13 protein-coding genes and 1 riboswitch are annotated in these 12,718 nt (G+C 66.3%); of the genes, 10 read left to right on the plus strand and 3 right to left on the minus strand.

Going from position 1 to position 12,718, the window contains the following annotated elements; genetic code table 11:
* Positions 1-633 (plus strand): maleylpyruvate isomerase family mycothiol-dependent enzyme (locus WAW17_RS27845; protein ID WP_422336092.1); only part of this gene is annotated, 633 nt, incomplete at its 5' end.
* Between the two features lie 5 nt (positions 634-638).
* Positions 639-1,313, plus strand: coding sequence for a Type 1 glutamine amidotransferase-like domain-containing protein (locus WAW17_RS27850; protein ID WP_422336093.1), 675 nt, complete (start codon positions 639-641; stop codon positions 1,311-1,313).
* Positions 1,314-1,339: 26 nt separating this feature from the next.
* On the opposite strand, the gene WAW17_RS27855 is transcribed toward WAW17_RS27850, so the two are convergent.
* The gene (locus WAW17_RS27855; RefSeq protein WP_422336094.1) at positions 1,340-1,669 is read right to left on the minus strand and encodes a hypothetical protein; all 330 of its coding nucleotides are present in this window, start codon (positions 1,667-1,669) and stop codon (positions 1,340-1,342) included.
* Positions 1,670-2,180: 511 nt separating this feature from the next.
* On the opposite strand from WAW17_RS27855, the gene WAW17_RS27860 reads away from it, so the two are divergent.
* From WAW17_RS27860 to WAW17_RS27875, 4 genes are all read left to right on the plus strand, one after another.
* Entirely contained in the window at positions 2,181-3,554 is a 1,374-nt protein-coding gene (locus WAW17_RS27860; RefSeq protein ID WP_422336095.1) for an FAD-binding oxidoreductase, read from the plus strand.
* 129 nt (positions 3,555-3,683) lie between these two features.
* Positions 3,684-4,829, plus strand: a complete 1,146-nt coding sequence (locus tag WAW17_RS27865) for a DUF4185 domain-containing protein (protein ID WP_422336104.1) — start codon at positions 3,684-3,686, stop codon at positions 4,827-4,829.
* A 57-nt stretch (positions 4,830-4,886) separates the two neighbouring features.
* Positions 4,887-5,162, plus strand: a complete 276-nt coding sequence (locus WAW17_RS27870; protein ID WP_422336096.1) for a GNAT family N-acetyltransferase — start codon at positions 4,887-4,889, stop codon at positions 5,160-5,162.
* A gap of 206 nt (positions 5,163-5,368) precedes the next feature.
* Positions 5,369-6,595: an MFS transporter gene (locus tag WAW17_RS27875; protein ID WP_422336097.1), complete on the plus strand. Its 1,227-nt coding sequence runs from the start codon at positions 5,369-5,371 to the stop codon at positions 6,593-6,595.
* A gap of 4 nt (positions 6,596-6,599) precedes the next feature.
* On the opposite strand, the gene WAW17_RS27880 is transcribed toward WAW17_RS27875, so the two are convergent.
* On the minus strand, positions 6,600-8,150 hold the full coding sequence (locus WAW17_RS27880; protein WP_422336098.1) for a carboxylesterase/lipase family protein: 1,551 nt from the start codon (positions 8,148-8,150) through the stop codon (positions 6,600-6,602).
* 123 nt (positions 8,151-8,273) lie between these two features.
* Positions 8,274-8,370, plus strand: a riboswitch (TPP riboswitch).
* Here WAW17_RS27880 and WAW17_RS27885 point away from each other — a divergent pair.
* The 4 genes from WAW17_RS27885 (at position 8,365) to WAW17_RS27900 (ending at position 11,755) form a co-directional block, all read left to right on the plus strand.
* Entirely contained in the window at positions 8,365-9,084 is a 720-nt protein-coding gene (locus WAW17_RS27885) for a TenA family protein (RefSeq protein WP_422336099.1), read from the plus strand. (Overlaps the previous riboswitch by 6 nt.)
* The gene (locus tag WAW17_RS27890) at positions 9,081-10,109 is read left to right on the plus strand and encodes an ABC transporter substrate-binding protein (RefSeq protein WP_422336100.1); all 1,029 of its coding nucleotides are present in this window, start codon (positions 9,081-9,083) and stop codon (positions 10,107-10,109) included. The genes WAW17_RS27885 and WAW17_RS27890 overlap by 4 nt, the downstream gene beginning before the upstream one ends.
* Positions 10,084-10,902, plus strand: a complete 819-nt coding sequence (locus WAW17_RS27895) for an ABC transporter permease (RefSeq protein WP_422336101.1) — start codon at positions 10,084-10,086, stop codon at positions 10,900-10,902. Before WAW17_RS27890 ends, WAW17_RS27895 begins: the two co-directional genes overlap by 26 nt.
* Positions 10,895-11,755, plus strand: coding sequence for an ABC transporter ATP-binding protein (locus WAW17_RS27900; protein ID WP_422336102.1), 861 nt, complete (start codon positions 10,895-10,897; stop codon positions 11,753-11,755). Before WAW17_RS27895 ends, WAW17_RS27900 begins: the two co-directional genes overlap by 8 nt.
* Here WAW17_RS27900 and WAW17_RS27905 read toward each other — a convergent pair.
* Positions 11,747-12,718: wax ester/triacylglycerol synthase family O-acyltransferase (locus tag WAW17_RS27905; RefSeq protein ID WP_422336103.1), on the minus strand; the 972-nt coding region annotated here is incomplete at its 5' end. The genes WAW17_RS27900 and WAW17_RS27905 overlap by 9 nt on opposite strands.

Raw genomic sequence — 12,718 nt, forward strand, 5'->3', positions numbered from 1 at the left:
CCGCACACCAGCATCGATGTCCGCACCCTGGGCCACGTCCGCAACGAGATCGGCGCGTTCAACGAACAGTGGGTCGAAGGCCTGCGGGCGTGCTCCGGTGCCGAAATCCTCGATCGCTTCCGTACGATCATCACCCGGCGGCGAGCCGAACTGGCCGAGATGACCGACGAGATGTTCGACGCCGAAACCACCACCCCGGTCGGGCCGGCGCCCTACCTGCGTTTCATGCGCATCCGCCTGTTCGACTGCTGGATGCACGAGCTGGACATCCGTGACGCCCTGGGTATGCCAGGCGAGGAGGGCGGCGCGCGTGGTGCCACGGCGTTCGAGGAGATCATGGGTTCCCTGCCGTTCATCGTCGGCAAGCGGGGCAGGGCGCCGGACGGCTCCCGGATCACCCTCGAGTTGACAGGGCCGTTGGCCCGGACCCTCCACATCGTGGTCGACGGCAGAGCGAGTGTGGTCGACGAGTTACCGTCCGCGGCGACCTCGACCATCACCCTGGATTCGCGCCTCTTCACGCGCCTTGCCGGGGGAAGGGCCAAAGCTGTGGACCATCGAGACGAGATCACGCTGGGTGGCGACGTGGGTGTCGGCAAGCAGATCGTCGACAAACTTGCGTTCACCATCTGATCGCTGTGCGGCTGTTTCTGTCGTCGTACCGCTTCGGCGCCGACCCGGCGCCCCTGATGTCCCTGGTGGGCGTCCCTGGACGGGTGGCGGTCATCGCCGCGGCGGCGGACGCGTGGCCGGCCGCCGCGAGAGCATCCGCCGTTGTCAGCGATGTCATGCCGCTGGTGCGTCTCGGGTTCACCCCGGAGGAAGTTGATCTGCGCGAGTACATCGGCAGAGGCGACAGCTCCGCGCTGGCCGAGAGGCTCGAGGGTTTCGACATGGTCTGGGTGCGCGGTGGCAACACCTTCGTGTTGCGCGCCCAGATGGCCCGGAGCGGGGCGGATGAGGTGATCAAGGAATTGCTGCGCCGCGACTCGCTGGTCTATGCCGGCTACAGCGCGGGCGCGTGCGTGATGGGCCCTACGCTGCGTGGTCTCGACTCCTCCGATGACCCGTCGGAGGTGGTCGAGACCTGCGGCACGGAACCGCTCTGGGAGGGACTGGGGGTGGTGGACTTCGCGATCGTGCCGCATCACCCGCCTGCAGAAGCCTCAGGAGGCGGAAATACCGTTCTCCTCGAGGACGCTGCTGCGGTGCGACGCACGGTCACCGCATTACGCCTCGCCGGCATCCCGTACCGAACCCTGACGGACGATCAGGCGATCGTCGTCGACGGCGACCGGACCGAGGTGGTCTGACGCTGCCGGACAGGCCCGGCGTTCGGTCAGCCGAAGACGGCGACGGGCACCGAGGGCGCGATGGGTGCGACGCGATCGAGAGCGGCCCACGTGATCTCACAGCGCTTGGAGGTGACCTCGTCCGCGTCGGCGAGAAGTGCGTTCAGGAGCGACTTGGGGTTCAGACGCCATTCCTGCGCCATGAACCGCACTTCCTCGTTGGTGAACAGTCCGGAACCGGCCAATGCGAATATCCACTCGTCGAATTCCCCGCGGTGGATCTGTTCGATGGAGTCGTAGTCGATCCCCCCATCGAGAAACTCGTAGGAAAACATCGCGGAGATGTAACTGCTGGGATCGCGCTGGGGTGCGTGCATCGGTCGGGTCCTTCCGGGTCGGTCGGCAAAATCCGGCGCCAAATGTGATTCGGCTCACCTCGAGTGAGTTTCTCCGTTTGGGCTGTAACGCTTCGCCGGTGTTTGACGATGCAAGACGCTAACCCGTAGAAGTGAGTTTTTGCATTGCCTGGCCGATACAATCAGGTAACAGAGTGACTGGTGTGACTCCAGTTCCACCCGAATTGTCCGAATTCCGACGCCACCACACGGCGCTCTACCTGCAATTACCCGGCCGACTCCGGACCCATGCACAACCACCCCCGGATGGGAAAAAATTCACCCCTTCGATCTCACTCTGTGAGACTCCTACGCGCAGGTAACAAAGTTCGAGCGTAATCCCGGCACCCTTCTGCACCGAACGTCCAGGTCGCAGGGATATCCGTCCGGACCGCATCGAACAGCTGCAGTTGGACGCTCGACCAATTCGAGGACGTCCCGGGATCGCTGCGATACCGTCGCGACGTCAGCCCTCCACCCGACGGGAGCTACGATGCCGGTCACCGACCACGTCCTCGCCACGCTCGCGGCGGCACTCCCGCACGGAAGCCTCCTGACCGACCAGGACCTCCTCCCGGCCTACAGCCAGGACTGGGCGCGTGACCCCGCCGCCGTTCTGCCGCGCGCCGTCGTCCGGGCCACCTGCACCGAGGACGTCCAGGCCGTGATGCGCTGGGCCACCGAGCACCGGGTGCCGGTGATCCCCCGGGGAGCCGGATCCGGACTCAGCGGGGGCGCCACCGCCGTCGCGGACAGCATCGTGATCAGCACCGAGCGCATGCGCCGCGTCGAGGTCGACCCGGTCACACGCATCGCCGTCGTGGAACCCGGACTGCTCAACGCGGAGGTCAAGGCGGCGGCCGCAGAGCACGGACTGTGGTACCCACCCGATCCGTCCTCGTTCGAGATGTGCTCGATCGGCGGCAACATCGCCACCAACGCCGGAGGACTGTGCTGCGTGAAGTACGGCGTCACCACCGACTACGTGCTCGCACTCGAGGTGGTGCTCGCGGACGGGACGGCGGTGCGACTCGGCGGCCCCCGCCTCAAGGACGTCGCGGGACTGTCCCTCACCAAACTCTTCGTCGGCAGCGAGGGCACACTCGGCGTCATCACCGAGGCGACCCTGAGACTCATTCCTGCGCAACCCCCCTCGAGCACCCTGGTGGCGACCTTCGCCTCGGTGCAGGCGGCGGCCGACACGGTGGCGGCCATTACTCGCACCCTGCGTCCGTCGATGCTCGAATTCATGGACCGCACGTCCATCGGGGCCGTCGAGGACGCACTGAAGATGGGGCTCGACCGCGACGCCGAGGCCATGTTGATCGCCCGCTCGGACGCCTCCGGAGCCGTTGCTGCCGAGGAGATTTCGGTGATGGCCGACGCCTGCACCGCGCATGGGGCCGTGGAGACGTTCAGCACCGACGATCCCGAGGAGGGCGAAGCGTTCGTCGCAGCACGACGGTACGCCATTCCCGCGGTCGAGCGCCTCGGCACGCTCCTCCTCGAGGACGTGGGGGTTCCGCTGCCCAAGCTGCCCGAACTTGTGGCGGGAATCGCGGCGCTGTCCCGGGAACACGACGTGCTCGTCGCCGTCATCGCACACGCCGGCGACGGAAATACCCACCCGCTCATCGTGTTCGATCCCGAGGACGCCGCGATGGCCGAGCGTGCCCATCGTGTCTTCGGCGAGATCATGGATCTCGCCATCGCGCTCGGTGGCACGATCACCGGCGAACACGGGGTGGGCCGGCTGAAGAAAGCGTGGCTACCCGCCCAGGTGGGTCCGGACGTCATGGAATTGACGCGGCGGGTCAAGACAGCCCTCGACCCCCTGGGAATTCTCAATCCGGGCGCAATTCTGTAGAGCGAATCCCGAATGTTACCCAAGGGGCTGGTGTGACCGGTGATGGTATTGCTAGCGTGGCCGGACCCGCTCGAGTCTGCTAGGAGAGGTGCGCTTGTGAACGGTCTGCGCCGTATGGCGACGCTCGCGATGCCCACGCTGCTGGCGTCCACGTTCTTCGTTTTCACGCCGGCGACTTCCACCGCGGCCCCCTGCCTCGGTACCGGCAGCAGCAATGGGAGTTCGGGCGGTGGAGTCAATCCGATCCCCTGGCTCAACGGCCGCGACGGCCGCCTCCCGGACCTGAACGGAAGAACCGAGGCGGTAGCCCACATCACGGGCCCTCGCAGCGCCAACGACACCGTCAGCAGGTTCAGCGTCCTGGGCACCGACCTGGGCATCATGTGGGACAACGGCAACGGCGAGATCCTCACCGTCTTCGGCGACACCCTCGGGATCAGCGACAACCCGCTGTGCGGGCTGGTGGGCGACTGGCGCAGCAACATTCTGCTTCGCAGCAGCGACCACACCCTGTCGAACGGCATGAGTATCGACAGCTCTCCGCTCGACGGTGCGGGCCACTCCAAGGAGATCATCCCGAGTCGGAAGATCCCCGGTGTGGAGCAGACGGTCATCCCCACCACCGGCATCTCGGTCGGTTCGGGACCCGCTGCGACGCAGTACATCAACTACATGTCGGTCCGCAGCTGGGGGGCGCCGGGCGAATGGGAGACGAACGCGTCGGGCATCGCGTATTCCACGGACAACGGCGAGAACTGGACCGTCGATCCACTTACCTTGCACCCCAACCTGCCCGGTTCGGGGTTCGAGAATTTCCAGATGGGCGCCTACGTCAAGCAGGACGGCTTCGTCTATGCGTACGGGACACCGTCGGGACGTTCCGGCGACGCCCGGCTGTCGCGGGTGCCCGAAGCGGAGATCCGGAATCTCACCGCGTACGAGTACTGGGACGGCAAGGGCTGGGTAAAGGCCACTGCGGCGGCCGCCACTCCGGTGATTCCGGGTCCGGTCAGCGAGCTGTCCGTGCAGTACAACGAGCACCTGGGCCAGTTCGTCGCGATGTACACCGACGTCGGCAACTCGGTGGTCATGCGCCGGTCCGACAGACTCGAATCCGGCTGGAGCGCGCCGGAAGTAGTGGTGAGCAGCCGGGACGTGCCCGAACTGTACGGCGCCTACATGCACCCCTGGTCGACCGGATCCGATCTGTATTTCCTGGCGACCACGTGGTCCGACTACAACGTGATGCTGCTCCGCACCGACCTCGGCGGCTGACGGTAATCTGCGAGTGTGCGGCACTTCGCACGCGCAAGACGAACAGAGGAGCGGTCCGTGGCAGGCAGGGTGACGCACGACGAGTCGAAATCCCGGTTCGAGGTCTATGTCGATGACGATCTGGCGGGCTTCGCCGAGTACGCGCAGCGCGGCAACGTCCGGGACTTCCACCACACGGTCACCTACCCGCAGTTCCGCGGGCAGGGTCTGGCGGGCGTACTGGTGAAGGCGGCCCTCGACGACACCAACGAGCAAGGCATGACGGTTGTCCCGTCCTGCTCGTACGTCGAGCGCTACATCGCGCAGCATCCCGACTATGCGGAGCTCGTCTGACCTGACCCTCGGCGTCGACGGTATCGATCAGTACTCCAGCGGGCGGACGACGGTGATCCATGCAAGGGCGCCCGCGGCCTCACCGATCACCCTGCAGCGTGATCGGTGAGGGGCAATCGGTGAGGCCCGAAATTCGGTCGCGGGCTCCCCGGCGTCGCTGCTAGCGTCGAGAGACCAGCCGATCGAGACCGTGAGGGAATCTTGCCGTGACCGCCGACCAGACGGCTGTGAGGCGGCAGTACCGGCCCTTGGTCCTCGTCAATGTAGCGACCTTCTTCTCGTCGACGGGCAACGGAATCGCGATCGTCGTGTTGCCGTGGCTCGTGCTCGAGCAGACGGGACGCGCGTCCGATGCCGCGGTCGTGGCGGGCGCCGCCACGCTGCCGCTGCTCGTGTCGAGCCTGTTCGCGGGAACCTTCGTCGACCGGTTCGGCCGCCGCCGCACCTCGCTCGTCTCCGATTTCCTCTCCGCTGTCTCCGTGGCGGCCCTCCCCGTCTTCGCTGCCACGGCCGGGCTCACGGTAACCACGATCGCGCTGCTCGCCGCGGTCGGAGCCGCATTCGATCCGGCCGGTATCGCGGCGCGGGAATCGTTGCTCCCCGCCGCAACGAGGTCGGCGGGCTGGTCACTGGACCGCGTGAACAGCCTGTACGAGGCCAATTACAACGTGGCGTATCTCGTCGGCCCGGGTATCGGTGGTGTCCTGATCGCCACGGTCGGTGCGGTGAACACGCTGTGGGTCACGGCCGTCGGATTCTTGTTGTCGATCGCGACCATCGCCTTCCTGCGCCTGGAGAACGCGGGGCAGCCGGAAGAGTCTTCGCGACCGAGTTCGATCTGGCACGGCACCGTCGAGGGTGTGAAGTTCGTATGGCACAACCGGCTGCTGAGGACTCTCGCACTGGTCGACATGGCCGTGGTCGCGCTGTACATGCCCGTCGAATCCGTCCTGTTCCCGGTGTATTTCACCGCACTCGACAAGCCTGCTCACTTGGGCTCGGTGCTCATGGCACTGAGCATCGGCGGAGCGGTCGGCGCTCTGGCATACGGTCCCCTCGCTCCGTTCGTGTCCCGGCGGACGGTCATGATGACGGCGGTCATCGTGCTGGGCGCGGCGATGATCGCGATGGCGTTCCTGCCTCCCCTGTGGGCGATCCTCGCGCTGGCACTGCTCCAGGGGCTGGTCTTCGGCCCGGTGGCCCCGGTCGCCAACTACGCCATGCAGACTCGAAGCCCGGAACACATGCGCGGGCGGGTGGCGGGCGTCATGACCTCGACCGCCTATGCCGCCGGACCGCTGGGCTACCTGTTCGCCGGGCCGGCAATCGATGCGTGGGGTATCCAACCGACATTCTTCGCCCTCGCGATCCCGGTTCTCGTCATCGGACTCGCCTGTGCCGCATTGCCGGTCCTGCGTGAACTGGACGCGTGAAGGGTCAATTGAAGCCCATCACCTGATTTCCCCATGCCACCCGCATCTCGCCGTCGGGATCCTGCACCAGACTGTCCGCGTTGTCGATCAACAACGTGGACCGGGTCTCCTCGTCGTACGGTGCCCAGTGCTTGGACCCGTCCAGCGCCGCCGGGACGCCGTGCCGGGCGAACGCGAGCCAGCGGCGCTGGATGCGCGCGGACACCTCGAGCGCCGTCTTGCGCCCACCGAGCCAGAATGTGGGATCGATGTTCAGCGTGCCGAAATTGCCGAAGACATAGGGAAGTTCGGTGGCATGTCCGGCACCGATCCGGGCGGCCCGCAGCATCGGGGTCGCGTGGTCGAACCGATACATCCAGGTGGGTGAATGACGGCTGTGCGCATCGGCCACCCACAGGGCGGGCATCCGGAACGCGGCGTCGCGCGACATCGCCAGCGCTCCTTTGGATTTGTCGCGGTCCGGGTAGGCCGACAGGATCTCGGCGAGTCGTGCCGCCGGCAGTTCCGGATGATCCGCCGCGATCGCTCTGAGCATTTCCTGCACCGCGTCGGAGGTGACCGGAAGCAACGGCGACTTCGTGAACTTGAAGATCGACGACTCGTCCCTGTTGGAGCCGATGATGAGCGGTATGCGATGCGAATAGCCCTTCTGGAACGCGGCGACCGGGTAGCGCGGCAGGAATTCACGGTCCACCACCGGCGCCATTGCGAGGGTGCCCGGAATCTTGACGGGCACCTCGTTGACGAGGGTGTCGCTGGCCTCGACGATCTTCTGATACGAAAGACTGAACAGGATGTCGATCTGCTCCGGCGCCACCTCGAGGATGTCGAGGAACTGGGCCGCCACCGTCGCGGCCCGCTCACGCCCGTAGGCGGACGTGGCCGGCGGACTCTGTGCGATCGCCCGGTGGAACAGACCGCGCGCGCTGGGGCAGGTCATCAGCGTGGTGACCGAACCACCTCCGGACGATTCACCGAACACCGTCACCTCGTCCGGATCCCCGCCGAAAGCCGAGATGTTGTCACGTACCCATTCGAGCGCCGCAACCTGGTCCCGCAGACCGCAATTGGTGTCGAACGTGTACTCCGGTGTCGAGTACGACGACAGATCGAGGAAGCCGAGCGCGCCCACCCGATAGTTCAGTGAGACCAGCACGATGTCACCGAGCGTGGACAGCATCCGTCCGTTGTAGATGCTCTGCGCCGAGGTTCCGAGGCAGTACGCGCCGCCGTGGATCCAGACCATCACCGGCCGCGGGATCCCGTCGGGTCTGGGCGCCCACACGTTGACGGACAGACAGTTCTCGCTCATTTCGAGACCTGCGTCGATCGGCACGGTCCCGTGACCCTGAGGCGCCATCGGACCGAAGTCCACGCAGTCGCGCACACCCTCCCACGACTCGGGCGGGGTCGGCGCCCGGAACCGCAGGTCGCCGACGGGTGGGGCTGCGAACGGAATGCCCTTCCACGCGAAGACGTCGCCCTCCGCGTGACCGCGCACCTCGCCGCTCCGCACACGAACCACGAGCGTGTCGGCGGGTCTCTCGACATTCATGGACGAGCCTCCTCACGCGCGGCGCTTGGCGAGAATCTCTCGCCAACGTACCAACGATGCAGGGTGTGGACGGCTCGAACAGACGCCTTTCCGTCCCCGCCGCCGCTGGTGCTACTGTCGCTGTGTTCTGACACGGGGTGCTCCGCAAACGGCGGGGCTGAGATCACACCCGGGAACCTGCTCAGGTAATGCTGACGAAGGGATGTCACCGATAGTGAACAGCTATGTCCACGATGCGGCCGGAGGCCGGCACGCACGTTTCACGGACCATTTATGGGACCGGACGAAAGTGGTGCGGGACGCGATCGACGAGCTCGAATTCCTGCGCCGACTCGGCGACGGCACTCTCCCGCTCGAGATCTTCCGCACCTATATCGAACAGGACTTCCTCTACCTGACCGGGTACTCCAAGGCCCTGTCGCTGGTGGCGGCGCACGCTCCCGACCCGGAGTCGGGCGGCTTCTGGGCGGGGTCCGCAGCTACCGCGGCCACCGTCGAAGCCTCTCTGCATCAGAATCTCCTGAGCGGTGGGCAGTTGCCGGACTCGGACGGGCCGCCCCGGCATTCACAGGCCTGCCTCGGGTACATCTCGTATCTGACCGCAGTCGCCGCGACGGAGCCCTACCCGGTGGCAACCGCCGCGGTCCTGCCGTGCTTCTGGATCTACGCGGACGTCGGCCGGCGACTGGCCTCGAGCGCGCGCGAGGTGCTCTCCGCGGATCCGTCGCACCCCTACGCACAGTGGGTGACCACCTACGATGCGGAGGAGTTCCACGCCGCCGTCGCCACCGCACGCGAACTGGTGGACGCCGCCGCGAATACGGCCACCGACGCCCAGCGCGAAGCGATGACAGAGGCGTTCGTCATCGCCAGCCGCTACGAACTCCTGTTCTGGGACACCGCACTGAACCCGCAGCATTGGCCCGCGTCGTGAACGTTCTCTCACGCGCGAAGCGCACTCTGGCAGGCGCGGTAATCGCCGTCTCGGCACTCAGCACGATCGCCGGGTGCGGCGGTTCGCCGTCGGACGACACCATCCGGTTCGCCCTCGACTGGACACCCAACACCAATCACACCGGTTTCTTCGTCGCCCAGGAGCAGGGCTATTTCGAGGATGCCGGTCTCGACGTGGAGACACTCCCCTACAACGACACATCGCCGGACACTCTCGTCGACGCGGGTAACGCCGAGTTCGGTGTCAGTTTCCAGAGCTCGTTCAGCTTCTCGAAAGCAGCGGGCGCACAGACCAAGTCGGTCATGGCTCCGCTGCAGCACTGGGCGACGGGCATCGCGGTGAAGGCGGATCGCACCGACATCACCCGGCCCCGGGACCTCGACGGGAAGATCTACGCGGGATTCGCCGATCCCGACGGTGAAGCCACGCTGAAGCAGATCATCCGCAACGACGGCGGGAAGGGTGAATTCACCACCGTCACACTCGGCACGTCCGCCTACGAGGCCGTGTATTCCGGCACCGCCGATTTCACCGTCTCGTTTTTCGCGTGGGAGGGCATCGAGGCCGAGCATCAAGGCACCCCGATGCGGTATTTCCATTACACCGACTACGGATTCCCCGACGCGTATGCCCTCGTCATCGAGGGCAACGAGGACTGGATGGCCGATCATCCCGAGCAGGCCCGCAAGTTCGTTCACGCGCTGCAACGCGGATACCAGTTCGCCGCCGACAATCCCGACGAGGCCGCCCGGATGCTGATCGACGCGAATCCGGGCGCCTTCACGGACGAATCCCTCGTCCGCGAGAGCCAGCAGATGTTGTCGGCGCAGTACATGAAGGACGCGTCCGGCACCGTCGGCACGCAGACCGACGGGCAATGGGCCGGATACTCCGGATTCCTGTTCCAGCACGGTCTGCTGACCGGCCCGGATGGGGCGCCGCTGACCTCCGAACCCGATTGGTCGACGTACTTCACCAATGAGTACCTCCTCACTCACCCCTGAGACGAGTCGGCACACGACGAACGCATCCTCGATGCTGCGCCGGGGAATCCCCGCGCTCGTCGTGGTGGCACTGCTCGGTGTCGCATGGCAGGTCTACGTCATGGTCAGCGGGATTCGGCCACAGGTGCTGCCGTCGCCCCTGCGTGTCGTGGAGCAGGGCTGGGGGGCCCGTGAGGTGATCGGCGTGCACGCGTCGGCGACACTGCAGGTGACGCTGATCGGGTTCGCGGTATCGCTGGTCTGCGCCTGGACACTGGCCGTGCTGGTGGACTTCTCGCCCTGGTTGCGACGGGCGTTCGTGCCGTTGTTCGTGGTCTCGCAGACACTGCCGATCATCGCGATCGCACCGCTGATGATCATCTGGTTCGGATTCGGGCTGCTACCGAAGATACTGGTGATCGCACTGGCCACGTTCTTTCCCATGACCATCGGATTGATCGAGGGGTTCGCGGCAGCCGACCGGGAGGCCGGCGCGTTGCTGCGCAGTATGGGCGCGTCCCGGTGGCAGGAATTCCGGTACGTCCGCCTTCCGTCCGCGATCCCCCGCTTCTTCACCGCCCTGCGGATCGGCATCACCTACGCCGTGGTGGGTGCGGTGTTCGCCGAGTACGTCGGGGCCCAGTCGGGTCTCGGCATCTACATGGCGACGCAGAAGAACTCTTTCCGCACCGATCTCGTCCTGGCCGCAGTCTTCGTGACGGCGGTCATCAGCGTCGGTCTGTATCTGCTCACGTTCGCCGTGGAGCGCGTCGTTGCCCCGTGGGTCACGAGCGAAAGGAATCGCGATGAGTGAGTCTGCACGAGTGGAACTGTCCGGCCTCACCAAGTCGTTCCCGGTCGACGGTGGTGTTCGTGCCGTCCTCGACGACGTCTCGTTCACGGTGGAACCGGGCGAGTTCGTCACCGTGATCGGACCCAGCGGGTGCGGGAAGAGCACGGCCTTCGCGATGCTCGCCGGACTCGACCGGCCCGATTCGGGCTCGGTCACCATCGGCGGTGTGCCGGTGCCCCCGGCCGGCGGTGGTTCCGCGACCTGCGCGTACATGCCTCAGAAGGATCTGCTGTTTCCGTGGCGGAACGTCCTCGACAACACCACCCTCGGACTCGAGGTGCAGGGTGTTTCCAGGAAGCGGGCCCGCGAGCAGGCCCGGACGTTGTTCCCCGTGTTCGGGCTCGGCGGATTCGAGGACGCCCGGCCCGGCCAGCTGTCCGGTGGGATGCGCCAACGGGCGGCCATGCTGCGAACGGTCGTTCAGGAACGTCCGGTGCTGCTGCTCGACGAGCCGTTCGGAGCGCTGGACTCGCTGACCCGTACCGAGATGCAGACCTGGCTGCAGCAGGTGTGGCAGCAGTACCGGTGGACGGTCCTGATGATCACCCACGACATTCGGGAGGCCGTCTATCTGTCCGACCGGGTGATCGTGCTGTCGGCGCGGCCGGCCACCGTGCGGCGGCAGGTCACCGTTGATCTTCCCCGGCCGCGGGAACTGAAGATGATGACGTCACCCGAGTTCGCCGATCTCGAACACGAACTGCTCGAGGTACTGCACGAGGAGTCGAGGAAGGCGCTGGCGGAGCAGGAGGCTGCCACCGCTGTAAAGGCGGGCGGCACCTCGACGCAGCGCCGCCTCGCTTCGTCAGAGTAGCGCCGCCTCGAGTTCGCCGAGGGACGTTTCCAGATGGGTGAGGATCCGCTGCAGACTCGGCACCGAACGCCGGCAACCGATGACACCGAAGTCGAGGTTCCCGGCATTGCTCGTGAGCGTGATGTTGAGTGCCTGCCCGTCGAGGACCACCGACGCCGGGTAGAGGCCGTCGAGGCGAGAACCGTTCCAGTACATCCGTTCCCGTGGACCCGGCACATTGGAGATGATCACGTTGAACGGGGGCGGAGTGAAACGGACGAAACCGGGTATCGGAGTCAACGCGAGCGGCGAGATGTTGATCGCAGACCAGGCCAGCGCCTGAATCGGTGTGAGGCCCTGGAAGATCTCTTTCCCCTGGGCCATCGAGGCGGAGATCGCGCCGAGTCGCTTCGCGGGGTCCGCCAGGTGGGTGGCCAGGTTGCACAGGGTCACACCCACGGAGTTGCCGCCGTCGGAGGTGTCGTCCTCGGCGCGCAGGGATACGGGGACCATCGCGACCAGAGGTGCGTCCGGCAATCCGTTGTGCTCCTCGAGGTAGAGGCGCAGCGCCCCCGCACACATCGCCATCACCACGTCGTTCACGCTCACTCGCGCCGCCCGCCGGACGGCATGGATGCGGTCGAGGGACCAGGACTGCGCGGCGAACCTGCGTGCCCCTCCGATCGGGACGTTCAGCATCGTCCGCGGCGCCTCGTAAGGAACTCCGAGGTCGTGGGGGGTCAGCACGGTTCTGGCGAATTTCAGGGCCGCGGGCACGAGGCCGGCCACCTCACCGGTGGTGCGCCGCACCTGGTTCACCACCGATCCCAGATCGAGCAGCGACCCGCGCGACGGAGCGGCTGGGCGCGGCAGGTTCCACGGCGGGGGCGCGTCGCGCACAGTCGGATCCGGCGACAGCGTCCGCTGCAGCAGTCGCAGGCCGGACACGCCGTCCATCAGGGAATGGTGGAGCTTGTTGTAGAC

Source organism: Rhodococcus sp. (in: high G+C Gram-positive bacteria) (genome assembly GCF_049286785.1).
Lineage (GTDB): Bacteria > Actinomycetota > Actinomycetes > Mycobacteriales > Mycobacteriaceae > Rhodococcus_F.